Below are 22,946 nucleotides of genomic sequence, written 5' to 3'. Positions count from 1 at the left end.
GAGAATCGCTAAGGCGAAGTGGAGACGTGCGCATATGGAATAATATAGGTGGTTGATGCCTCACCTTTGTTTTCGCATGCCCTTGCTACGATCCCCAAGTCACCGGCTACTACAAGTCTTCTTCCCTCACATTTACCATAGGGTGAAATCCTGCGAATTCATGAGTCTGAGTGAGGAAACTTAATCATTTTGAGGGAGCTTAATGATTAATTTGACTCGTCATTATAATGAAAATGTTCGTGATGAATAGCATCCATTCCAACTAACTTTCCACTCTTTTTATGGAAATACGAAAAGTCTTTATTTATCGGCATCCGAAGTAGCTGATAATTATTATCTCTGGGCATGGCTTCAATTTGGATAATAGCTAATTCACGTGTTGTAAATAGTCCAACTGGAAAGAAATTAGGGAATGGCTTTGAACTATCGGCTACAAATATCCCCCAAACAAATGTATCATCCATTGTCCCCGTCCACCTTACATACTCAATAGTTATACTAAAGTACCAGTTAGTTGAATGACAAATATTTATCTGCTTTACAACTTAAAGCGAAGAAATCGCTGGCTGTTTTTGCGCAGAATAATTATTTCCCTATGATTTAGTCATTTATTTAACCATCGACTTAACAATGTATTCGCGTACAAAATCCAAAGGTCTGATGGTATTGTCCAACGTGCTTGTAAACACGACTACCGTTTGCAAACTTGGAATTAACCGAAGGTATAAATCCTTCCTCTATCGCTATCCCAATTAATATGGAAATGATACTTTTGGTACATGAATTAATCCGCTGAAGGTTATCTGTATTACTGATCCGGCATGGAAATGGGCCACGAGTTTTTGTTTTGCATCTAATCGAATCCTTTCATAATTACCAGTCTTTTTTCAATGGAAGATGAAAGTCTAAGCTATAAGGGCCGTTTTCTAATTTTAATAACATTTCATGAATATCTTTGCGTTCTCTTGCCTTATTCGTTCTTCCATTCAAGTCCTCTTCAGACCAAAAACTATATCCAAGCAAGTAGCTTTGCCCCATTTCATCAAAACTCGAATAAACTCTTTGCAGTATTTCTGCAGCTTGTAAACATAGATCCAATGCTTCTTCTTTCGTATAGATACCTGCAATATAGCACATGGAAGCTACATGGATAAGTCTAACTAAATCCCAAGCCAACACCCCTTTATCGCCCATTTTTTCTTTGATAACATGACACAATTCATATCTAAATGGGTCTGCCTCTTCTTTGGATTTTTTTAATTCTTCTATGTACCGTGCATTCGTATAGACGGAAAATAATAATTCCATAACTTCATCTGCTTCTTCTCTGGATTCAATTCCCCAATCTGCTGCTAAAATAGAAAATTCCTCTTCTTTAGCCCCTTCGGTAGGAACCACTCCGCCAAACACTCCCAAATCCCTCCAAGTTGCTACAGCAAAAATAGCATATGCTGCATTAAACCATTTAATTGTCTCACTTGTTTCTTTATTGCTTAATAGTGGCCTCCATTCTTGTTCAAACAATTTTTCAAGCTTTTCTACACCCCTGCCTAATAAAGACTTCGTTAAATCTAATCTCCATTCTTCTCCATTGGCACTTTTATATAATATGACAAAGCTTTTTTCACTAAACCTGTAAGGCTCTTCGATGAAAATATTAATTATATTCTCGAAGTATACTCTTTCGCCACCATTTGGATTTTGAAAATAGAAACCGTCATTGTAGGCGATAAAAATGATAGGTTTCTTAAAAAGTCTTTTACGCTCTAATTTAAATATCTCTTTGCTGATTACACTGGTTACCAATTCGTCATCTCCTTTTAAACAACCTGCTTTCCTTTATTATATATATTGGATTGTCAACAGTAAATTTCAGACAGGAAAAGGCTTCTTGGTGATACGGAACAGGCGTCAGATTCCCAGCGTTCCGTAAATTCGATGTTTATTAAACCAGTTGACATAATCGTATAGCTCCAATTCCAGATGGTGAAGATTCGACGAATTCTTGGTACTCTGGGTGATTGTGTCGTTTACATCCGAACAAGTAACAGCCCGAGCTCATTGAAGTGTTAAATTCCATCGAGGGAATAAATCCTAATGAAATTTTCTCAAACATATGCTCATATTCTTTTTTCTCATCAAGCAATTGCTTGATGTGCTCTTCTTTCTCCCTTTCTGTCCAATCCTCGTCACAATCATCTTCATGAGCTTCTTTTATTTCCTCAATTTTTTGTTGAATTACTTCATTCAAGATGTCACGAGCTCGATTTTCATTTTGGGTTTTACATAAAGCGTATACGAATCTACTAACCCAGTCTGGTGTTTTCCAATACTGTCCCCAACCTTTGTCAAACCAATAAATAGACTCATTGAAACAGCCTAATTCAAGATATAACTCTGCAACTTCTACATCACCGACAAAATCATCATCATCTTCAGAAAATACATCTAATTTCTTCTTCGCTTCTATTTTTCTCCCAAGCTCGATTAAGCACTTAACATGACTGTACATTGCATAATCAGAATTTCGGGAACATTGAAGAAAAAAGTCTGAAGCTTCTTGTATTTGTCCAAGATGATATTTGGCAATAGCCAAATTGTTATAAGCTTCATTTGAAGGGTGTATGATCAAAGATTGGTTCAAGGCATCTGCGCATCTGCGGCCTGTTGCCACATTTCCTTCTCAACATAAATTTCCCCCAAAATATTGTAAGGAAAATGAGATGAAGGATTTAATTCAATAGCTTTTTTGATTGGCACTCAACGAATGTTTTCCCCTTTATAATCATCATTTTCCTTGTTCAACAGCCCTCAAGACCTAGCCAACATCCTCTGTCACCACTAACATGCTTGCCGTCGGCGGAATAACAAGTATGTTCCCCATACAAAGACGGCCGTCACTGCCAAAAGAGCTGCTAATGCAGCTATCGGATATAGGATAGGCTCCCCAAAGAAATTAACTGTACGGAAGCTGTTGAAAAGATGCGTAACCCGGATAAACTGACTGTAGCCGAATGTCACCATCCATTCGATAATCGGATAACGAATATTACGCACATCCAATAGTAGATAGGGAATTCCAAGTACACCCCCCGCTAGCAACATCGTGACCAATGATGAACGGCTAAGTGAGGAAATAAACGTCACGGCAAGCGCAAATGCTGCACAGCCAAAGGTTTGCACCCCTAATTGAATAAAATAGTACTCTATCACGGTGAATGAATACGGATATTCTGCAAATGGACGTGTGTCTCCATACCTTCTCATATTAACAAGAGGTGTGGTGGCTCCATCCAAGTTGCCAAACAACAAAGCCGTTACCCCCATATTGATCAACTGAAATAATAGGACACACAACAAGGTGTACAGAATAGCTGCTAAGCATTTTGCATGAATAAGCCTGCTTCGCCCATGTCTGCTGCTTAAGAGCAAGCTGTCCATCTTAGTTGCATATTCTGCTGAATAGATGGGAGATAGACCGATGAGCAGCATGGCACCCATGAAGGCAACACCAAATTGATCGACCATATAGAGCAATTCGGCCCAGGGCTTGTTATAGTACAATTGAGCGGTTGGCGGCCCTTGCTCCAACAGTAGTATTTCATTTAATTTCGTTTTTTTATATTCGTATGAGTCAGGCTGACTTAACATAAGCCGAATTTCAATGTCTAGTAATTGCTCTTCGTATTTATGCAGCATATTGGGCATTCCCGAGATATCCTCCATAATACTTTTTTCTTGAATCGGCAGCTGATGCCAGTTGCTCCTCTTGTATCTTTCATCCACCCGCTGAATATCTTCTGCTGTAATCTCACGCGCATATGAGCGGTATTCCTTAAACCCATCTTGATAATATTCGGCTTGAAATGCAATAACCACCGTATAGATAGCTGCAATTAATAGACCAACAATAAATACGCTCTTGCGCGATACGATCTTCAACAGCTCGTACCTCAATAACTGTCTCATTGCATAATCCCCTCATTAAAGTAATGCAAATATAGGTCTTCCAATCCTGCCGCCACTGGCTGAGCTGTTAGCAGCGGCTTGTCTGGAGACAGGATACGAACCTCAACCCCACTATCACGGCGAAGGATATTGACTATCTTGTAACGCTGTTTCAAAATGGGGAGCTGACTTTCATCAACGGTAACCTTCCATACCGATTCCTTCAATTCTTCCAATAAAGAGACGAGCCTATCTTGCTTGAGCAGACATCCTTGTTTCATAAGCAGCACATCTTTGGCAACGTACTCGATATCCGACACAATATGAGTAGATAATATGATGATCCGATTTGCGGACATTTCCGATAATATATTGCGAAAACGAATTCGCTCGGTTGGATCAAGCCCGGCAGTTGGCTCATCCAGAATCAGCACCTTCGGATCATTCAGCAATGCTTGCGCAATACCGAGCCGCTGCCGCATACCTCCGGAGTAGGTTTTTATTTTAGAATCTGCTTCATAACCAAGACCGACCAGTTGAAGAACTTCCTCGACCTTTGTAGCTGCAGCCCTCTTTTCTAGCCCCTTTAATGCCGTTATGTACATGAGAAATCGTCGACCAGTGAACTGCCTGTAGTATCCAAATTGCTGGGGCAGGTAGCCGAGAACATCCCGATAACGCTCTCCCATCGAGCGTATATCCTGCCCATTCAACCGAATCATGCCGCTAGTAGGACGCAGAATATCCGCAAGCATGCGCAGCAATGTTGTCTTTCCCGCTCCATTCGGGCCAAGCAAGCCGTATACACCGCAGCTGAATTCTGCAGTAAATTGATTGACGGCAACAAGCTCTTTAAATTGTTTAGAAATATTCTGAATCGTTAGCTCCATAGCTTAAGCTTCCTTCCGCAATAAAGGTGTGATTCCGCAGCAGCTTCCATCCTTGTCTGATTAGAAGATACACTGCACCTGCGTTAACCAAAATCAAAATGAATATATGTAAATCCATCATGTGCGTTAGCATGTCCGGGCGTGTAAGCAAGATCATTCCAACAGCCATCCATATGCTAATGGTCACCATCGAACTGACGGTACATCGAATGCGCATAGCCAGCCATAGAGACGAACTAGCAACGATGATAAACGGTGTAAACCAAGTCCACGTTAGGCCCCAAAAGGAAATATCGCCACGATCAAGATACAATAGGCCAGATAAGCAGGTGTTCAGAACAAGACTATTCAATAATATAAATAGCAGACGCGACAGCATTAACTCCTGTGCAGAAACTTTGCAGGCCAACTCCATTTCCAGAACTCCCTGCTCCCTTCCCTTGAACACTTCTAACAGCCCAATCACGAACGGAAGCGGTGAAAAAAGAATGACCACGATAGCAGGCATCTGCTGCACGGTCACACCAATCCATACCCCTACCCCGAACAAAACAAGACAACTCATCCAATACAGCTTACTGAACATGCCAATATCAGCAGCAGCTATCTTCCACAGATTGATCCATCGCCGGCCAACGTTCATCATAGACGATTCGCGCGCGTCTTCTCTTATATCAGGAACATATTTCCTCAGTACATCAATAGTAGAGTCGATTCGCTGTACCTCCGGCAGTTCCACACGGTATTGCTGCAATATCGATTCAAGCTCAGAATCAAAATATTCTGACTCCTTAACGTCATTCATGTCATCCGCCCAAACTGATTTACCCTTGTTTTCTCTGCTCCTGCTCATCTCTCAATCCCTCCTCTCCTAGCAGCATTTTCTTCAGCCTCGAAATTCCCGCACGAATACGAGATTTTATCGTGGATTCATTTGCTCCCGTCACATCCGCAATCTCTCGTATCTTCAGCCCGTTATAATAATTGAGAATAATTGCTTCTCGCTGATGTTCCGGCAGAGCGAGTACGGCCTGCTTCGCTTGTTCCTGCTGGTCATGCAACTGGAATAAGTCCCATACGTTGCTATGAGCATCCGGAATCGTCTCGTCCAGTTCGTCTTGGATGTGCGAGTTACGGTACTGCTTGCTGCGGTAGTAGTCGAGACAGTGATTAACAGCAATTTTCAGCAGCCAATGTTCGAACTTGCCATGGCTCTGATAGTTGGGCAGCGATTGCATCATCTTGATGAATACTTCTTGCGTTAGATCATATGCAGTATGATGGTTACCAATCTTGCGATAGATGTATGAGTAGATCATCGCGTAATGCCGCTTGACCAGCATCTCCATCGCAGCTTGGCTGCCGCTTCGTATTTCTGTAATTAGCTCCTCATCGGAAAGCACTGTACTCCCCCCTCATCTCTATTAACGATATGAATCTTCAAAAAGACGATGTTCAGCAAAAATAATTTAAAATACAAAAAAAACGACTCCCTAATAGAGAATCGGCGGAAATCAACATATCGAATAACTCTCGGCATTTCAGTGCGCCGTACAGAGCATACATCAATGGTTCGATGACAACGTCCTTGAAGCCTCCTGCTGCTGCCACCTGCACAAGCTTGCTCCCGGATCCCACATGTCTTCACTCTGTACGGTCTCCTAGGATCGTAAACCAATCATGATCAGTGAAAATGATGTACGACGTTGAGAATTATGCTAAAATCATGAACAACACATAGACTACGACAACGTTAATAGAAAGGCGAGCGTATATGAACCAAGAAATTTACATTCGCATGGCAGAAGAAGCTGATGCGCAGGAGCTGTTACACATCTACGCTCCCTATGTCACCGATACGGCGATCACCTTCGAGTATACCGTACCCACTGTCCAAGAATTTGCAAGTCGAATTCGGCAGACGCTGCAAAGATACCCCTATCTAGTAATCCTTCAAAACGAGAGAATCTGCGGATATGCATATGCATCTGTCTTTAAAGGCCGTGCTGCGTATGACTGGTCAGTTGAAACAAGCGTGTATCTACGACAGGATTGTCGCGGAGCTGGACTAGGCAAGAAGCTGTATTATGCTTTGGAGGACGCCTTGAAGCGGCAGAATGTCATTAACGTGAACGCATGTATCTCTTATCCATGTGAGCCGAATGAATATTTGGACAACGGAAGCGAGAAATTCCACAGCCATCTAGGCTATAAGAAGGTGGCTCATTTCACCAAATGCGCTTACAAATTTGATCAGTGGTACGATATGATCTGGATGGAGAAAATGATAGGCGATCACACTGACAAGCCCGAACCGTTCATCCCGATTACCGAGTTGTAAACAGGGATATACGACAAAGTGCTTATGATGAGTGCATTTTACACTGTTCATAATGTGCTTTACTGTTTTCATTACATTAGCGGCACGTACGCTCAAAAAAAGCGGCAGTCTAAGACTTATTTCCAGTCAAAGACTACCGCTTTTTTTCATTGGAGTTAGGCTTTGCCTAAGGTCTCCACCAATTTCCGGACACTGTAATCAAGCTGAGAAGCCGGATGCTATTCGAAAAATACGTATCGCTGTTCGTCGATTTCGAAGTCGTGTTCGTCCACAACGCGTTCAGCCAAGCTTGATTGCTGCTGTCGATCATCGCGCTCACTGCGAATGGAGTTGCATATGTCAAATCATAGTAGGAGTTAATTTGATTCCCGTTAAGTCGGTAGCCTGCCTTGATTTTTGCTGGATCGCTCCCTGTCTTTCCCTTTATCCAGTTATTCAATTGGGTCAGCTGTGCTTTTGCCCTTGAATCTCCGGTAAGTAAATAGTCCGTAGCAATGCGCCAAGGTGTCCGACTGGCATTGTAGTAGTAAAAGCCGTCTTTATCTGTTTCCAAATACTCTCCATTAACCGGCTTATATCCGCTTGACTCCTTCGTAGCAAAGTCAGGCAATAAACCAGTAGAGCTAGCGTATCCCGTGTGAAGCTGCTGAATGATGGAATAAGTCTGATTCAATACCGTATCCCACCGACCATCTCCCGTAGCTGTTCGGAACGCACGCAGATGATTCAGCATATAGTCTGATGGCCGTGTGCCCTTGCCCCATTCCGCATCGGAGTCAGCAGCCCAATCCCCCAGCTTCAAATGCCATGCCGATTGGTTCACTTCACTCGCCATAATGGCATTAATAATTTGAACGGCGGCAGACTTATAATTTATACTGCCTGAGCTGCCCCACTGCTTATCCGCAAGCAGCAATCCATATGCGATATCCATATCCCCATCCGTCGCAGCATTTATTCCCGCTTTCTTGTTACTAACAATCGCAGATCCGTTGTCCTTCTGCTGCCAAGCCATGAGTTGCCCATTAATTTCGCTCGGATGAGCCTTATAGAAGCGATAGAGACCATCAAAATAGGTTTGTGCGTTGCTATCGTGTCCTGCCATAATGGCCGTAATCAGCATGCCATACCCGTTCGCTTCGCTTGTCGTCACAACCTGAGGGTCATCATCCGATTCCTGGTTCAAATTATAGTGGACAAAGTATTGGTTGCTGACATAAGGGTTTTTCTTTAAATACCGACCCTTCCATTCGTCGTACAGTCTTCTTACCTCGTTGTCCATCTTGGCTTGATCAATATTGTTCGGCTTAATCACACCTGGTACATAGGCAGTATGCTGTGGAAATGGACGAAGCGGAGAAGCGGCAGCCACTACAGTCGTTGACGGATCTTCATCCGACTCCTCGCTTGCAGCAGCTGGCAGAACGAATAGAGACTGCAGTGAAGCAAAAATGAGAGTTAAACATAACAGCCATTTTACTTGATTACGCACAGACACGACTCCTTCCAATGGTATCGTTCCAACGATTACATCGTTTTCACTTTAACCTATGTTCAGAAGCCACTGTCTCATGAGGAATTTACAAAACATTAACATTACATTCCATAACCAATCAATTATTCAATAATTGTAAGAAGCGGCCACTGATCCTTCCACTTCTTTCGCTTAACACGCTCAACATAATAGCTGTGATTCGGAAACTGCGGACATCTTCTCACGACGAGCTGAAATAAATCTTCCAGTCCATACGGTGCACAAATATCCAATTGATCGTGATCGTCCAATCTCGCACCGACGGCCGTCGCTGTTTCTGGCCAGTGATATAGTGCGTCCCATGTTGATGTATAGGGCTCTACTCCATTATGAGTGTGCATTCTTGCTTGATTTTTGACCGACCATTTCTCATTGCCCGTCTGCTGAATCAGCGCCTGCTCCAAGCGAAGATCCCGTTCCTCGGATACATCATCGCGATCAAAATACACAACATCAATATCACCATGTCTGCTGCGATTATGGAACCCATGAAGCTTGTCCCATACATAGTTGCGAATGTACCCCGCTGCAATATAGCATTGCGGCAGTTGTAACTCCTGAACGATACGCAAATCACGCATGAACGCTTCATGCTCACGCAAATATTGTTTCAGCTGTTGCTCTAGCATTCTTAACTAACCCTCATTTCCATTGGGAACTATGATTGCTTCATTCCGACCGCAATCCATCTTCCGTCTACATCCTCGAATACGAATTCTCGATTGTTATAATCAGTTGTCGTGAGTGGACGTACAATCTTGACGCCTCTCGTTGTCAGTTCCTCCAGCATCCCCTGCTGGTCTGTGGTAATAAAGTTTTATCTTTTGTATATTATCTAACGTTTCAATGTCATGTCCCTATTTAGGAACAACCTATCTATCAATTATGGTTGACGTTACCCCAGCTTGTGGCCGCAATTCGGACAGAAATTAGAGCCTTCATTCTTCGCTCCACAGTTCGGACAGAAGTTCGGCTTCTGATTGCCTTCCGTAGAAGCAGAAGTAATGGAAGCACTAGCATCGGATGATGCTGCCGATTCGCCTGTTTCCGGTTTCTGGACTTGATTCATATTTTTCATCATCTCGTTCGCCATGTTCATTCCCATCATCATGCCTGCCATATCTGAGGCCATTCCCCCGCCGCTTACATCACCAGAGGCGATCCCGTCCGTCATCGCAACTTGCTGATACTTCTGCATATCGCCAATCATCTCATAGGATGCCGTCTTCGTAATCATGTCTTGGATTTCTTCTGGGTAATTGAAGCTCATGACCTGGAAGCCAGTGATGGTCATCCCCTGATCCATGACTTCCATATCGAGGTCTTCCTTCATCCCTCTTGCAATATCGAAAGCATTTGCCTGCAAATCGAACAAGTCCTTGCCTTCTCTAGAAATCCATTTCATTAACAGTTGATCCAAAATGGACGTAATCCGAAGCTTCACATCCTCAACGAGATAGCTTTCTTTCACGCCAGCAATCTTATCGATCAGGGTAACATAATCATTCACCTTAAAGTTGAACGTGCCGTTCGCACGAATTGGCATGCCTCCTGGGAGTTTCGGGTGAGGAATCAGGATTGGATTTCGCGTGCCCCATCTGACCGTGAATTCCTTCGTATTGACGAAAAGCACCTCTACCCGCATTCCGCTGTTGAAGCCAAACTTAAAACCTTTGAGTGTAGAAAGGAATGGAATGATATCGGAATCAATGCTGTACTCGCCATCGTCCTGAAAGATCCCTTCGATTTTGCCATTATTGATAAATATCGCATCTTGACCCGCGCGAATAATCAGCTTGCTTCCTTTTTTGATCTCTCGATTGCTCCATTTCCAAAAGATCATATCATCGCGGAACTCTTCCCATTCCACCACATTTGCAAATTGATTCTTGAAAAACATATGCTAACCTCCGTCTCTCCCCTAAAATGATCCTCTGCTGCCGCTATGCGAATGACCACCCGAGGTCGTTCCACCACCTCCACCACTGCTTGAACTGGAGCTGCTGCTATATCTCCTCGTTCTTGTTGTACAGGTACGGATATATTGATCCGAATAATCAACCAAACCTGCTGAGTTCGGATCTTCATACGTCTGGGCATCTACGGTAACCCGTCCGCCGGAACGATATACGAACAGCGTAACGATTCCGCCTCCAATGACTAAAGCCGCACCTAGTTGAACCCAAATATTCAATAAGAGATTTTCTGGATTAATCCCTGGACGGAATCCCATGTATTTGTGTGCTGTCTTCAGATATGTTTGAAATGCCTGCTTATATTCCTTGTCCGTTAAATCCGGGGTGACCTTTTCTCGAATTTGATCCAGTCTATCATCATCGAGATATTCCTTCCCTTTATAAAATCCTGCCAGATATACTTCTCGATGAGTCATGTCTACCATTAAAATGACAGCATTGCCATGCCGCTTATCATAACCAGGGCCATACTCGTCATAGAAATTCTGTGTCATTATCTTCACATCATAAGCATTCGGACTATTATTCGTATAGATAATCATGTCCGTTTCTCTCTCGGCGCTAAACTGTTTCGCCAGAGCTTCCAGTTCGTCGTACTCTTGATTATTCAGCAGCTTCGCATTGTCGAAAATGTAACGTTTCGTCTCTGTGGCGGGAAGTTGCTTTTTGGTTTCTGCCACGACACTACTTGCTTCTTTTGAGTTGGGCTCTGAAATAGCCCTCAAATGCTTATATGTAGTTTGCAAATAATTTTTAAACGCAGATTGATAATTACCTTTGCTTATATCCCAAGTGATCTTATCTCGTATTTGATCTGACTTCTCATCATCCAGATGCGTCATCGCATCATTAAACCCAGCTACATAGATATCTTTTTGAAGCACATCCGCCATTAAAATGACGGCGTTGCCATGTCGTTTATCAAAGCCAGGGCCATACTCATTGTAGAAATCATTCGCCATTTTTTTCGCACTATAGGAATCCAGGCTGAATATCGTAACGATGATTATATCGGTTTTTCTTTCATTAGAATACTGCATAGCCAACTTGTTAAGTTCATTATATTCTTGCGGGCCGAGTACCTTAGCTGTATCAAATATCAATTTCTTGTCTTTCTCGCGTTTAATTCCCGCAATTTTCATAAATGTCTTTTGAGAATTGCTGCTCAGCTTGGTTCCCGGAGCAATCCCCATATACTTATGTACCAATAAGATATAGTTTCGAAAGGCTCGCATTTGTTTCTCGAATCCAATATCCCAACTTACCCTTTTCGATATTTCATCCAATCGTACTGCATCTACATATTTTTGTGCTTTCCCATATGAAGCAAAGTAAATATCCTGACGCGTCGTATTTAGTATCAGTATGACGGAACTACCATAAGGCTCCCCATAACCCGGTGCATGTTGTTCATAGAAATCATCTAATATCAGGGTTGTATCCTTGTCTTCTTCGGTCATGACGATGATAATATCCGTTTTCCGCTCTGCTCCGTATTTATTCGCCAACTGGTTCAATTCCTCGCGCTCTGCTTGGGTTAGCATTCCCGCAAAATCATAAATACGCTGCTTGTTATTCTTGGCAGCCGCACTGACACTTCCCGTGATCATCTCCATGGGGATGGCGAGCAGCAATGCTGCGAACAGCAGGACGACAGCGATAACACGATGCCTTCTCATCAGAATTCCCCTCCTATATACAAATAGGACACAAGCTGAAATACGAGGAAGAATATCGCCGATAATCCCGCAAACCATGCGAACACCTTCAACTTGCTGATCGGGGGCTTGCCGACCACCTTGCCCGTCTGTCCATTCATCGCAAACGTATATTCCAGTTTATTATAGTCATAATGCAGTACCCAGACCGGAAGCAGAACATAGTCAGCTCGCTGCGTCTCCGTGTGAATATGAACATTGTCATACTTCGCTGACGTATATTCCGTTACGGTTGAATCTATGAATTCAAAAATATACTCTTTTATTTTTTCCTTTACCCGCGGCAGCAGCTCTTCCTCGTTATAACTATACGTTTCAGCAACATAACCTGCTAAGTATGGAGTCTTAAAGTTCTCAAGCTTTTCATAGGGAAAAGGTTCAAGCTTATCCATAAGTTCATCTGTCATCTTTGCCGAAGCATCCACAGGAACTTTTATATAGTCCAGGCAAATCTCACGATAGAAATCATAGTGTGCTGTTTCCGTATAATCGTAATCGCCTGAGCGGTATTTGCTGACCTTCGTGGCGCTGCCATGAACCTCAATTTCATTCTGCAAATCATAGAGCCAGAATGGGACATACATCCCCGTTATACCCTTAATTCGATTCGCCGACATGAACCCTTTCGGAGTAATGAGTCCCTTTCCACACCATTTTTTGAACTTCATCACTGCTTCTTCCTTGCTAATGGCAAAAGGAATAATCTTCACCGGCGCCAAATTTCCCGTCAATCGATCTCCTAATACAACGGCAGATCCACAAAAGCTGCAGCTCGTTGCGCTCGTCTCTGCTTCTGTGATAATGACAGCGCCACAGCTATGGCAGTGATATTCCTCCGCAGCATCTTCCTCTGTGAACACATATTTGGTCATCGGATCCTGCATGTCCTGAACATTATCTTCTCTTCCACAGCTATGACAGGTTAACATCTCCGAATACGTATCATACTCCATCCCGCTACCGCAGTTCGGGCATTTATATTCAATAACCGGCAACCTATTCACCCCTAGAGCATAGAAAGTATCTATTTATATGTAGTGCCTATGAATCGAGATTCAATTCTTTTTCTTCTTCAACTGCTCGATCAGTTCGTCCAAATCGTCTTTCTTCTCATCTCGAAGTTCAGCAAGCGCCATCGCTTCGTCGTAAGCACGGTTCACCTTGTCTTCCATCGCATCGAATGCCGAAGCCTGATCTCCATGTATAGAGTTGCTTGCATTTAATCGTTCCTGTGCCTGGGTCGCTGCAAGCTTCCCCTTAAGTGCTGCACGTCGCGCCTCCAACTCACCGATATCAGAGACCAGCTTGTCCTGCAACTTCTTCATTTGAGATGCACTTGATGTTGCCACATCATAAACCGTTTGCAGCTGCTGCAACTTTTCCGAATGAACTGCCTTTTTCTCTAAAAAAGTACGTGCCCCTGCTTCATTCCCATCTGCCGCTGATTTCTCCGCATATCGCTGCAGTTTTGCGATTTCTGCCGCGCATTCGTCCAATGCTCGTTTGGCTCGCTGCTCTGCTGCAACAACGGAAGCCGTCTCAGCCTTCACTTTGCCGAGATCATCGTTCAACTTCCGCATGTAATCATCAATGGTTTTCTCAGGATCTTCTGACTTCTGAAATAGACTATTGATGTTGATGGACATGAGTTTCTTGAATCTCGATAAGATTTCGATAATGCTTCCCTCCATTAGAAGAATTTTCATCTACAATCTATACGTTAATCATACAGCAAATATAGGTAAAAAGGATGGGGAAATTCGACATTTTGAACTACGGATCGATTTCTTGCGACATGTGAGTAAGGAACCACACCCTAACCAAACTGCTGCTAACATCATTCCAATTGCGCTTACTTATTTGGTGCAAATAGGAAGGAGTTAGGCGATTTCCATAAATATGACAATATCATTTATTTTTTTCACCGGAGCTTATGGGTAGGCCGTCCCTATCGTGCAGGATTAAAAACCGTTCGAGCGTCATACAGAATTATGCAATTCGTGGGATACACAGGAATGATGATCCAATGAATAATCATAATAGAGGCTATTCACACCGCTTGCTTCGACAGCAATCATCAAACATCAAGCAAAAATTCATGGAGAGAGGTGCGTCATTTGTTCAACACATGTACACGCTTGATTGCCGCGTGCGTTGCAGGAATTATGCTAACGCTCTGGTTACAGGGCACGATGAGTCCAGCAGCTGCCGAGCCATCGCAACCGCGGGCTGCCGTGGAATGGTTTAGGGATTATGGAAGCAGTTCCAGAGGGGAAGCGGTCATCCCTACCTCCGATGGCGGTTATTTGACGGTAGGGAGCATTACGGAGAAGGAAATGATTGGGCAAGATAGTTGGCAATATGTCGTTAAGGCTTATCTCATTAAAACGGATGTAGAAGGACAGCCGCTATGGGAGCAAAAGCTAGATCATTATTCGTCCGGGAATGCCGCGTACCGGGCAATAGAGACTAGGGACGGAGGATATTTTGTAGCCGGCACCTACAAGTCCTACGACGGCAAACCGATGGACAAGCTATATCTCATTCGTCTTGATGCGTCTGGACAAGTACTGTGGCACAAGGCTGTTGAGGATGGTCAATTCCACCACACTCCGGTAGCTATTGTTGAAACGGATGATGGCAACTTTATGATTGCCGGGAGAGGGATGTTCTCTGCCAGCGCCTATGAAAAGGGCTACATCCTGAAGGTGGATAGCAACGGAGAAAAGTTATGGTATAGAGACTATCGCTTTATCGGCAGCGAATTCTTTGCCGATATGATACCCGCCAGTGACGGAGGTTATATTGTAATTGGCGGCATAGGCTATCCAGATTATGAGCCTGGCGATGAGGACGGCATGCTTATGATGAAGCTTAATGAGCAGGGCGACATCGTATGGTCACGGCCGTTCCAAGAACCAAATACGAAACGGCGTGCCTTTTCTATCATCTCTTCCGATGACGGAGGTTATCTGGTAGGCAATCGTAAAAAAACGAAGCAGGGTGAAGTCACCATTCTCACCAAGACGGACGTACACGGTCAGCCTGAGTGGGAAAAAACATATACAGCCCCGAACCCGGAATCCTTCAAAAGTCTGGTGCGTACGAAAGACGGATATGCTCTGCTCGGTATGCGCATGTTAGACGCGAGCTCGGGCTGGAAATACGAATATGCGATAGTCACGTTCGATGTAAACGGCGAGTTGACAAGCCGCGAAGTACTCCCAGGCCCAACGCTGAGCGACGTTGGCAAGGCAGCGATAGCTCGCGACGGCGGGTTTATTTTTACCGGAACCGTGAAACGAGGAGAGGTATGGAAGCTTCAGCTCATGAAGCTGACAGCTTTCGAGAACACGCCTCCTACAGAACATACATTGACAAGCATTTCTTTCATGGAGAAAGAGATGCAAGTAAAATCAGGCACCAGCATGCCGACTGTACTTCAAGCTGTGTACGGTAATGGAATGGTCAGCGATATATCAGGCGTAGCCGTGTATAGCTCGGATAATCCCCGTATTGCCGACATCGATGCATCGGGTCGGGTCACAGGTCATGAGCCTGGAGTCACTTATATTGGAGCCACTTACGGAGGGCTCAATGCCAGCTTGAAAGTAACCGTGCTGCCTGAGGATTGGGTTGAGCCTGAACCGGCCCGTGGAGACCTCCGGCTGGAATCGAACGACTACTCGCTAAGTGTCGGCTCCATGATCGATGTAAGGGTCATACTTTACGACTATTCCATACATAAAGAAATAGACGTGACCGAGGAAGCAACTTTCCGAAGCGCCAATCCGGACATTCTCGAATGCGATGATGAGGGGAACCTGATTGGCCGTAAGGCGGGATTCACGAAAATCCATGCTGCCTATAAGGGACTCCAAGCGACGTCCAACGTTCAGGTGCTTCGAGCATCCGTTCCTCAAGAAGTGGAACAGCCGGAGCTAGATTTGTAATCAGCCATTATTCATATAATCTTCGTTATAAGTAAAGGCCTAGCTAGAGCACGGAGTTCGGAACTAAAAAATACTTTTCTACCTTACTCCATATTCACTCCAATATCGAATGCCGTGCTCTAGCATTCATCCTTTTATAGGCGAATTATTTCCCGAGCAATAATCTTGTGCATATCATTGGGTCGTTTTCCTATACAATGATTAATATATCAATATCACTTTGTTGAGGGGGAAAGAATCCCATCGCCAATGAACCGTGTAAATAGATTCCCACTAGCGATTGCGATAAATCACATTTCGGGAGATTTGTAATACAGTTGTTAATCAACCATTTCCCTACAAATAAATCGAAAATAACATATAATGCAATAACTTTAAGTTCAACAGACATCATCTGGTGCGGCTGTCCGCAGTAGAACCCTAATTATATGTATATATCATCATCTCGACACAAAGTTGCCCTATTAATAAAAAAAACCTTATTCTGAATAAGGGAAATAAATTTGGATTTTCCATCCTTATGTCCGTTAACTATTTGTCAAGATGATGAACTGGACTACGCCAAAAACAATTAAGATGATGACAAGAACTAAAATAACTGCAATAGTTCTAAGAATAAATTTCAAAATTTTTCTAGTTTCCTGATCCATTAATACCACCTCCTACCTTTAAGGTATTAAATAATGGACAACATAATATCTTCTGCCGTTAATCCTACGCCCCAAGATACGTAGATGTGATCATTTTGAATCAGAGTGCAATTTACACAAAGGCCTTGGTATCTCCAGTAGGAAATTCTAAGGTCTAAAGAGTTTAAACCGACAATACAACGAACTTCATAACGAACTCCATCAAGGACGGTGGTTAGCTTGCAATCTGCTAAGAAAGAGAGAACCTTGTTTAGCCTGAACCTATTTATTGTTTCCTTTTTTTATATAGTGCTTAATTAAATCAACAACAAAAACCATAATCACCAAGTAAACTGACAGCCAAAAAGCTTTAACATGGTCTCCATAGTCGATGTAGAAGTAAGCTACTACAAAGTTGGCTATGAAAATAATCAAATATGTCAACATCTAATCATCTTTTCTCATAACCAGGGACATTTTCGCTTTTCAGTGTAATGTCTAGACTTGCAGATACAGCAGACATGAGCAAACTGCAACTAAGAATCAAAGATGCAATAGATACTTTTTTTATCTTCTTATATCTCCTATAATAGGGTATATTTAGATAAATCCTAAATGTTGATCTTAATTTAACATGTAGTCAAATGCCTGTCTGTCGAATAATGATACAATAAAAATTATTTTAGGAGTTTTGTTCTCGAAATGTCGAATAATGTGAATCAACTATTTTATGGGAGGTCCTGTATTTGCTTATTAAGAGAATTTTCCTGGGTATTTATTTGATCGTAATCACAATTTTAGGTGTATTAAAAGTTCCAGTGACAGTAGTTTGGGGCAGAGAAATGAAGTATGAATCCAAGGAGTATGTTCCTCTGTGGGAGCTGCAAAGCGAACAAAAAGTTGGTGAATTCTTTGAAGCTTATCAATTGGATTATTTGAGGCTATTATTTGAATTGGGTATCGCTACACTTATAGTTTATGTGCTGTATTTAGTTTTCAAACCTGATACAGAATAATAAAAGGGATGCGTTTTCGAGGCATCCTTAATTTCTTAAAACAGCCAAAGTAACCCCCAATTATCCAATTAGAGCTGTAGTTGTAAGATACCATGTACCCGAATAAATGGTTGACATGACAAGCTTCTCATTAAATGAAAGCTGGCAGGCTCCTTACGCAAAGTTTCCAAACAGAATTCCAATGCAAACATAGTAATCCGCCAATTTGGCGGTTTATTTGTTTTAACATAGGAGACTGCTGTGTGCTTGAAACTCATCTACAGGCTGAACTGATGATTGTCTTTGACTTTGATTATCTTTGATATTAAACCTCCCATCATGTGTTAATCGACACTAAGTTGCCCCCCATTAATGAATCAATCTCATATTTAATAAGGACACCCGAAGGTGTCCCTGTTTTAGCATTGTTCCCATCACTTCCGCCGTTTCATACCTCTTACTGTAACCACAATCCAAACAACAGCTAAAACATATGCAATAATATCTGTAACCAAGTAGTTCATTTTGAGCAAAACAAAGAATGTGACAATAAATAATATTGGGAGAATGACAGCTGTTGCAGTGGTTAGCTTATTGAACTTTTTGTCTTCCAAGCTCTCACCACCTCTAGATAAAAGTTGTACTCAGGACTTTTACTTATAGCAATAACATCAATGCTTTAGTGATCCACCAAGCAACCGTCTCGTTCCCTGTTACTGCAAGTGCTCCTGCATAGACAGCATCTTCAACAGCGCCAGTAAAGTTGTCAATTACACTTAATAGCGTCTGCACACAAGAAGTAAGGCCAAAGATGCAATAGATACTTTTTTCATCTTCTATTTCCTCTATAATTTGATACATTTAGAATTTATCTAAATGTCGATCTTAATTTAACATGCAGGCAAGCACCTGTCTGTCGAACAATGATGAAATAAAAAATTATTTTTAGAATTAAGTAATCAAAATGTCTCTTTATGTAATTATGTATAGTCCTTTGAGTAAAGCTAGATTTATTGTATGAAACTTTTATACCTCATTCAGAATAATAAAAAGATGCCCTATAGGAGATCCCTACAAAAGCCTCAATATTATTGAGCTGAAAGCCAAAAAATGAAAAAAAAAGAGCCCCATAAGAGAAAAAAGCAGTCTATCCTCACTTGAGGAATAGGCTGCTTTTGCTCTATTAGCTTTACCATCCGCTTTGCGTTTACAACGAACGCGGTGAGGTAGGCTTGTTTCGCATACGAAAGATACCTGGAAATTTAGCCGTGCCCATACCGTGGAATCTTTTCATTTGTGCATTTTTATGTTCACTGATTGGTCTGCGCTTGATTCGTTCCTTGAACGCATCGCTCAATTCAAACTCGATCTGTTCCTTGAAATGTTCGGCGATGATTCGAATCGTCCGGATTCGTACGAATGCGTCTCAAAGTCCCCCTTGATATACCAAGTTAGTCCTGTCTCCTTGCAATTCGAATCGTGGGAACTAGTCCTTCTTTTTACTGCTTTTATCCTTTCGAACCAACAAAAATAGTGCTGAGGAAACGAACAACAACCGTGAAATTCTAATCGCCAGATTGAACCCCTCACCACCTAAATTACTTATACCAAACAAAATATCAAGTAAGGATACCAAACCTGTAATGATAAGTATAATCAGTGCCAGTATATACACGTTTAGTCCCTCCTTTATTTGCCTTACAACAGGAAGAAGACAATAGCTCTAGCTGCAATTTCAGCCAACCATTTAGGCAACCCAATATATTCTAAAGCATATGTGAGTCCATCCTCTGCCATGCCTGTAAAGTTAACCATAACATTTAAAGCTTCCATTAACACTTGATAACCAAGATAATATTTAAGAGTATCTTTTGCTCCTTTGCTCAATAATGGGATTTTATCCACATAGTTAGCTATCTGCTCGTTCCAAGCCCGCGATCCAACATTCTTGAGTTTTTTGATCATTGCTTTTGCTGCTTCTTTTGCGGCTTTACCTTTCAATCCCAACGTGCTTGCTTCACCAGAAGCCTCAACTATTCCAAGATTCGTACCTACAGTTCTGAAAAGATCTGCGTAGTCCACTTGTCTCAATTCCAATTCAATTCTATCAAGTTCTGAAAGACTAGAGATGTCAAACGAGCTTGGAGTGGTAGCTGTAGGAACAACATTAGCAAATACAGGTGATGTCACAGAGAAGATAATTGCCGTAGACAGTGTTGTGGCCAGAAGACGTTTCACACTAGGTTTCATTGCTGCATTTCCTCCTCTTCATAATTTATTACATTATACCCATATAATGTAACTAATCTAGTTATATAGTATATTTATTCCATTGTCAACCATTTTTTGATATAATCACTCTGTCAATTTTTCAATCTTATGTAATAAACTAAGAAAAAGTTTGATATAAAAAAAGAAAAAGGTAAATAATTTTATTTCGGTAGCATATAGGATCTGCTTCCTATCTAATAACATGTATTCTCGATGAAGCTCCATACATTATGTTTTCTTCTCATTGAATATGCTTAAGGCATTTTCGTACATTTGCTGATCGATTTGAAACTTTTCCGTAACCCATTCTCTCAGCTCGTCAGGGTTTAGATGTCTTTCCACCTTCTCATGCTGAAAATATTGCTTCAGCACATTATCGTTCAACGAAGTCGGAATTCCATTGATGTAGCCGAAAATTTGAATGTTTTGCAGCATAGGCGATGTATCCCAATTGTTCGCATTCCTAATCAGCGGAGTCATTTTGTCTAATGCTATCGGATTGGGATCAAGGGTTTTAGTAGGTCCGGGGTTTCGAATAATCTGAATTTCATTCTGAAATACCTGATAGGTAAAGACTTCCCTTACATTTTTCACTTGAAAAGATTGATACAGCGGGTATGCCTGAAATAGCGGAGCACAATACCCGACATCTACATAGTAAGGTTGATCGAGGTCCACGCGCAAACACAAGTGGCCAGGGTCCATGTACATATAAGAAACGGAAAATCCAAGCCGGGATAGCAGCCAATGAAACCCTATTGCATTTGTCCAGCATGTTCCCCCCATCCCTTTGTTCACGATGCGCTCGATGTACGTATCAATAGAAGGAAGGTAGTTTCCTGTTCGATTTCCTATTTCCCAATCGAGTATTTTCGTCAGCGTTTCCCATCTTACTCTCTCTTGATGTCTCTGAATAAGTTCATTGAGAAACGCCAAGCTAATAGGCTGCTTTTCCACCGACAGAAAATGAAGAAACCGAGCAGCTAACGCTTCATGTTCCATAGTGAACTCCTTTCATATGCTTCCGCGATATTTATCCCATTGAACAAGGCGTCTTTCCTATATTTATTATCTCTCTCATCACTTGTAATTTCCATATTTTCCAGTCTATATTTCAAAAAATAATCTAATTAGAGCTGCAGTTGTAAGAGCGATATTCCCATGTACCCGATGATGGTCGACATTATAAGCATTCATCTGTTGTGAGCTCCAATACTTCTTCAAGACGACAAATAAGCCACCAAAATGAAGTGACCCCCAAAAGTTAGACACGGTTATTTCATCAAGCAGCTTTCTCAAAATGAGTTCGGTACTGTACCGGACTCATTTTTAATTTTGCCTTCAACCGTTTAGTATTGTAGTAATCAATATATTTTTTCAGTTCTTCCTTGAAATGTTCCACATTTTCAAACTCTTTGTAGTACAAAAACTCCGACTTGAGAATGCCGAAGAAATTCTCTATGACGGCGTTGTCGTAACAATTCCCTTTTCGTGACATACTTTGGAGAATGCCTCTCGACTTAAGCGCATAGCCATACTGCTTCATTTGGTAATGCCATCCTTGATCTGAATGAAGAAGAAGATGGTGCTCCTCCGGCAGACGCTCCAGTCCTGCATCCAGCATCTCAGATACCAGAGAATATGTTGGTCGTGAACCAATGGTATAGGTGATAATTTCCCCGTTGTATAAGTCCAAAATAGGCGACAGATACAGCTTTTCTCCAAATAACTTAAACTCCGTGATGTCCGTTACCCACTTCTCATTTGGCGCTTCCGCCGTGAACTGGCGATCCAGATGATTCGGTGCAGTCTTGCCGACAGCCCCTTTATATGACTTATACTTTTTCATGCGGACTAGGCATTTAAGCCCCATCTCTTTCATGAGCCGCTGAAGCTTCTTGTGGTTCACTTTCCACCCACGGATTGCCAATTCATCACGAATACGACGATATCCGTAACGTCCATCATGTTCCGTGTAAATGGACTGGATCTCAGCTCTCAAATCCGCATTCGGATCTGATTGGTTTGTACGCTTTATAAGGTTGTAATAGGTGCTACGCGGGATACCAGCCAGCTGTATGAGTGCCTTCACCGGATATTTATGCCTCAGTTCCCAGACGGTTTGTGCTTTGTCCTGTTTGGTGGTTGTTCCTTGTTTCGAACTAAGGCATTCAACTTTTTTAGATACTCATTCTCCATTTCAAGCTGCTTGATACGTTCTTCGAGCGCTTCGACAGACCCTTCAACTACGGATCGTTTAGTAGACGAATTGGATTTTTCCTTCATGGATGGACGCCCCTTCTTTTTTGGCTCAAGGGCTTCTAAACCGTCTGTCTCCATCTTTTTCTGCCAGGAATGCAAGATGGAAAAGTTCGAAAGGTTGAATAGAGCAGCGGTATCCATGAGAGAAGCTTTTGATTGAGCCATATGATTAAGTACGTCCAGTTTAAAGCTTGCCGAATAATTTGTATAGCCGTTAGTAAAGGCAGACTCACCATGCATCTCATAGAGCTTCAGCCAATATTGGAATTGGGACTTGTTAACGTCCATTTCGTTTGCGTATTCTGTCTGCGATAGAAGATCAGGGTTGTACCCTTGAATTATCGCCAATTTCCTATCCTTCGTAAATTTAGTCATAAAAAACTGCACCTCCAACTGTTAGAGTGTGTCTAACAATTGGGGTGCAGTTCA

Annotated in this window: 24 protein-coding genes and 2 pseudogenes; 3 read left to right on the top strand and 23 right to left on the bottom strand. The window is 42.3% G+C overall.

The window, feature by feature from the left end:
- Nucleotides 1-206: 206 nt before the first annotated feature.
- The 8 genes from BP95_RS0115820 to BP95_RS0115790 all read right to left on the bottom strand — a co-directional run bounded on the left by BP95_RS0115820 (nucleotide 207) and on the right by BP95_RS0115790 (nucleotide 6,241).
- Nucleotides 207-464 (bottom strand): hypothetical protein, encoded by a 258-nt coding sequence (locus BP95_RS0115820; protein ID WP_028532695.1) that lies wholly within the window; start codon nucleotides 462-464, stop codon nucleotides 207-209.
- Nucleotides 465-873: 409 nt separating this feature from the next.
- The gene (locus BP95_RS0115815) at nucleotides 874-1,806 is read right to left on the bottom strand and encodes a DUF1266 domain-containing protein (protein WP_028532694.1); all 933 of its coding nucleotides are present in this window, start codon (nucleotides 1,804-1,806) and stop codon (nucleotides 874-876) included.
- Between the two features lie 105 nt (nucleotides 1,807-1,911).
- Nucleotides 1,912-1,977: a hypothetical protein gene (locus tag BP95_RS34585; RefSeq protein WP_414813091.1), complete on the bottom strand. Its 66-nt coding sequence runs from the start codon at nucleotides 1,975-1,977 to the stop codon at nucleotides 1,912-1,914.
- Nucleotides 1,946-2,674: a tetratricopeptide repeat protein gene (locus BP95_RS33940; protein WP_231515124.1), complete on the bottom strand. Its 729-nt coding sequence runs from the start codon at nucleotides 2,672-2,674 to the stop codon at nucleotides 1,946-1,948. The genes BP95_RS34585 and BP95_RS33940 overlap by 32 nt, the downstream gene beginning before the upstream one ends.
- A gap of 167 nt (nucleotides 2,675-2,841) precedes the next feature.
- Complete coding sequence (locus tag BP95_RS0115805; protein ID WP_028532693.1) at nucleotides 2,842-3,969, bottom strand: ABC transporter permease; 1,128 nt, start codon at nucleotides 3,967-3,969, stop codon at nucleotides 2,842-2,844.
- Nucleotides 3,966-4,838, bottom strand: a complete 873-nt coding sequence (locus BP95_RS0115800; protein WP_028532692.1) for an ABC transporter ATP-binding protein — start codon at nucleotides 4,836-4,838, stop codon at nucleotides 3,966-3,968. Before BP95_RS0115800 ends, BP95_RS0115805 begins: the two co-directional genes overlap by 4 nt.
- Nucleotides 4,810-5,691: a hypothetical protein gene (locus BP95_RS0115795; RefSeq protein ID WP_231515123.1), complete on the bottom strand. Its 882-nt coding sequence runs from the start codon at nucleotides 5,689-5,691 to the stop codon at nucleotides 4,810-4,812. Before BP95_RS0115795 ends, BP95_RS0115800 begins: the two co-directional genes overlap by 29 nt.
- Nucleotides 5,663-6,241, bottom strand: coding sequence for an RNA polymerase sigma factor (locus BP95_RS0115790; RefSeq protein WP_028532690.1), 579 nt, complete (start codon nucleotides 6,239-6,241; stop codon nucleotides 5,663-5,665). The genes BP95_RS0115795 and BP95_RS0115790 overlap by 29 nt, the downstream gene beginning before the upstream one ends.
- 371 nt (nucleotides 6,242-6,612) lie before the next feature.
- Between BP95_RS0115790 and BP95_RS0115785 the strand changes: the two genes are divergently transcribed.
- Nucleotides 6,613-7,179: a GNAT family N-acetyltransferase gene (locus BP95_RS0115785; protein WP_028532689.1), complete on the top strand. Its 567-nt coding sequence runs from the start codon at nucleotides 6,613-6,615 to the stop codon at nucleotides 7,177-7,179.
- A gap of 166 nt (nucleotides 7,180-7,345) precedes the next feature.
- Here the strand turns inward: BP95_RS0115785 and BP95_RS0115780 are convergent, their stop codons facing one another.
- The 7 genes and pseudogenes from BP95_RS0115780 to BP95_RS30535 all read right to left on the bottom strand — a co-directional run bounded on the left by BP95_RS0115780 (nucleotide 7,346) and on the right by BP95_RS30535 (nucleotide 14,083).
- Nucleotides 7,346-8,671 (bottom strand): family 8 glycosyl hydrolase, encoded by a 1,326-nt coding sequence (locus BP95_RS0115780; RefSeq protein ID WP_028532688.1) that lies wholly within the window; start codon nucleotides 8,669-8,671, stop codon nucleotides 7,346-7,348.
- A 125-nt stretch (nucleotides 8,672-8,796) separates the two neighbouring features.
- Nucleotides 8,797-9,342 carry a nucleotidyltransferase family protein gene (locus BP95_RS0115775; RefSeq protein WP_028532687.1) on the bottom strand — a complete coding sequence of 182 codons (546 nt, stop codon included), beginning with the start codon at nucleotides 9,340-9,342 and terminating at the stop codon, nucleotides 8,797-8,799.
- A 29-nt stretch (nucleotides 9,343-9,371) separates the two neighbouring features.
- A pseudogene (locus BP95_RS30545) lies at nucleotides 9,372-9,506 on the bottom strand (VOC family protein); the annotation flags it as partial.
- A 102-nt stretch (nucleotides 9,507-9,608) separates the two neighbouring features.
- Nucleotides 9,609-10,613, bottom strand: coding sequence for an SPFH domain-containing protein (locus tag BP95_RS0115765; RefSeq protein WP_028532686.1), 1,005 nt, complete (start codon nucleotides 10,611-10,613; stop codon nucleotides 9,609-9,611).
- A 21-nt stretch (nucleotides 10,614-10,634) separates the two neighbouring features.
- Entirely contained in the window at nucleotides 10,635-12,368 is a 1,734-nt protein-coding gene (locus BP95_RS32570; RefSeq protein WP_197035297.1) for a TPM domain-containing protein, read from the bottom strand.
- Entirely contained in the window at nucleotides 12,368-13,402 is a 1,035-nt protein-coding gene (locus BP95_RS0115755; protein WP_028532684.1) for a TFIIB-type zinc ribbon-containing protein, read from the bottom strand. Before BP95_RS0115755 ends, BP95_RS32570 begins: the two co-directional genes overlap by 1 nt.
- 60 nt (nucleotides 13,403-13,462) lie before the next feature.
- Nucleotides 13,463-14,083 carry a PspA/IM30 family protein gene (locus BP95_RS30535; protein WP_051614106.1) on the bottom strand — a complete coding sequence of 207 codons (621 nt, stop codon included), beginning with the start codon at nucleotides 14,081-14,083 and terminating at the stop codon, nucleotides 13,463-13,465.
- Between the two features lie 441 nt (nucleotides 14,084-14,524).
- Here BP95_RS30535 and BP95_RS0115745 point away from each other — a divergent pair, with 441 nt between their 5' ends.
- Nucleotides 14,525-16,360, top strand: coding sequence for an Ig-like domain-containing protein (locus BP95_RS0115745; protein ID WP_028532683.1), 1,836 nt, complete (start codon nucleotides 14,525-14,527; stop codon nucleotides 16,358-16,360).
- Nucleotides 16,361-16,550: 190 nt separating this feature from the next.
- Here BP95_RS0115745 and BP95_RS33125 read toward each other — a convergent pair whose 3' ends face one another.
- Nucleotides 16,551-16,751: a nucleotidyltransferase domain-containing protein gene (locus tag BP95_RS33125; RefSeq protein ID WP_155987284.1), complete on the bottom strand. Its 201-nt coding sequence runs from the start codon at nucleotides 16,749-16,751 to the stop codon at nucleotides 16,551-16,553.
- 984 nt (nucleotides 16,752-17,735) lie between these two features.
- Between BP95_RS33125 and BP95_RS0115730 the strand changes: the two genes are divergently transcribed.
- Nucleotides 17,736-18,005: a hypothetical protein gene (locus BP95_RS0115730; RefSeq protein WP_028532682.1), complete on the top strand. Its 270-nt coding sequence runs from the start codon at nucleotides 17,736-17,738 to the stop codon at nucleotides 18,003-18,005.
- Nucleotides 18,006-18,418: 413 nt separating this feature from the next.
- Here the strand turns inward: BP95_RS0115730 and BP95_RS0115725 are convergent, their stop codons facing one another.
- From BP95_RS0115725 to BP95_RS32565, 7 genes and pseudogenes are all read right to left on the bottom strand, one after another.
- The gene (locus BP95_RS0115725) at nucleotides 18,419-18,598 is read right to left on the bottom strand and encodes a hypothetical protein (RefSeq protein ID WP_028532681.1); all 180 of its coding nucleotides are present in this window, start codon (nucleotides 18,596-18,598) and stop codon (nucleotides 18,419-18,421) included.
- Nucleotides 18,599-18,641: 43 nt separating this feature from the next.
- Entirely contained in the window at nucleotides 18,642-18,845 is a 204-nt protein-coding gene (locus BP95_RS0115720) for a hypothetical protein (RefSeq protein ID WP_028532680.1), read from the bottom strand.
- 323 nt (nucleotides 18,846-19,168) lie between these two features.
- Nucleotides 19,169-19,389: pseudogene (locus BP95_RS33935) on the bottom strand (IS5/IS1182 family transposase); the annotation flags it as partial.
- An 81-nt stretch (nucleotides 19,390-19,470) separates the two neighbouring features.
- Nucleotides 19,471-19,659, bottom strand: a complete 189-nt coding sequence (locus BP95_RS0115715) for a hypothetical protein (protein WP_028532679.1) — start codon at nucleotides 19,657-19,659, stop codon at nucleotides 19,471-19,473.
- 23 nt (nucleotides 19,660-19,682) lie between these two features.
- A complete protein-coding gene (locus BP95_RS31985; protein ID WP_051614104.1) occupies nucleotides 19,683-20,234 on the bottom strand; it encodes a hypothetical protein in 552 nt (183 codons plus the stop codon).
- A 249-nt stretch (nucleotides 20,235-20,483) separates the two neighbouring features.
- On the bottom strand, nucleotides 20,484-21,257 hold the full coding sequence (locus BP95_RS0115700) for an arylamine N-acetyltransferase (protein ID WP_028532678.1): 774 nt from the start codon (nucleotides 21,255-21,257) through the stop codon (nucleotides 20,484-20,486).
- A 280-nt stretch (nucleotides 21,258-21,537) separates the two neighbouring features.
- Nucleotides 21,538-22,892 (bottom strand): IS3 family transposase gene (locus BP95_RS32565; protein ID WP_155987224.1). Its coding sequence is split into 2 segments (ribosomal slippage): nucleotides 21,538-22,439 and nucleotides 22,439-22,892, totalling 1,356 coding nucleotides; the frame shifts between segments, so codons are not numbered across the junction.
- Nucleotides 22,893-22,946: the final 54 nt, after the last annotated feature.

This window comes from Paenibacillus sp. UNC217MF, assembly GCF_000686865.1.
Taxonomy (GTDB): domain Bacteria; phylum Bacillota; class Bacilli; order Paenibacillales; family Paenibacillaceae; genus Paenibacillus_B; species Paenibacillus_B suaedae.
This window is presented reverse-complemented; position numbering and strand designations above follow the sequence as displayed.

Excerpts from the sequence above, each read along its gene's own strand:
- BP95_RS0115820 (WP_028532695.1), bottom strand. The coding sequence starts at position 464 with ATGGATGATACATTTGTTTGGGGGATATTTGTAGCCGATAGTTCAAAG.
- BP95_RS0115805 (WP_028532693.1), bottom strand. The coding sequence starts at position 3,969 with ATGAGACAGTTATTGAGGTACGAGCTGTTGAAGATCGTATCGCGCAAG.
- BP95_RS0115800 (WP_028532692.1), bottom strand. The coding sequence starts at position 4,838 with ATGGAGCTAACGATTCAGAATATTTCTAAACAATTTAAAGAGCTTGTT.
- BP95_RS0115795 (WP_231515123.1), bottom strand. The coding sequence starts at position 5,691 with ATGAGCAGGAGCAGAGAAAACAAGGGTAAATCAGTTTGGGCGGATGAC.
- BP95_RS0115785 (WP_028532689.1), top strand. The coding sequence starts at position 6,613 with ATGAACCAAGAAATTTACATTCGCATGGCAGAAGAAGCTGATGCGCAG.
- BP95_RS0115775 (WP_028532687.1), bottom strand. The coding sequence starts at position 9,342 with ATGCTAGAGCAACAGCTGAAACAATATTTGCGTGAGCATGAAGCGTTC.
- BP95_RS0115765 (WP_028532686.1), bottom strand. The coding sequence starts at position 10,613 with ATGTTTTTCAAGAATCAATTTGCAAATGTGGTGGAATGGGAAGAGTTC.
- BP95_RS32570 (WP_197035297.1), bottom strand. The coding sequence starts at position 12,368 with ATGAGAAGGCATCGTGTTATCGCTGTCGTCCTGCTGTTCGCAGCATTG.
- BP95_RS33125 (WP_155987284.1), bottom strand. The coding sequence starts at position 16,751 with ATGTCTGTTGAACTTAAAGTTATTGCATTATATGTTATTTTCGATTTA.
- BP95_RS0115720 (WP_028532680.1), bottom strand. The coding sequence starts at position 18,845 with ATGTATCAAATTATAGAGGAAATAGAAGATGAAAAAAGTATCTATTGC.
- BP95_RS31985 (WP_051614104.1), bottom strand. The coding sequence starts at position 20,234 with ATGAAACCTAGTGTGAAACGTCTTCTGGCCACAACACTGTCTACGGCA.
- BP95_RS0115700 (WP_028532678.1), bottom strand. The coding sequence starts at position 21,257 with ATGGAACATGAAGCGTTAGCTGCTCGGTTTCTTCATTTTCTGTCGGTG.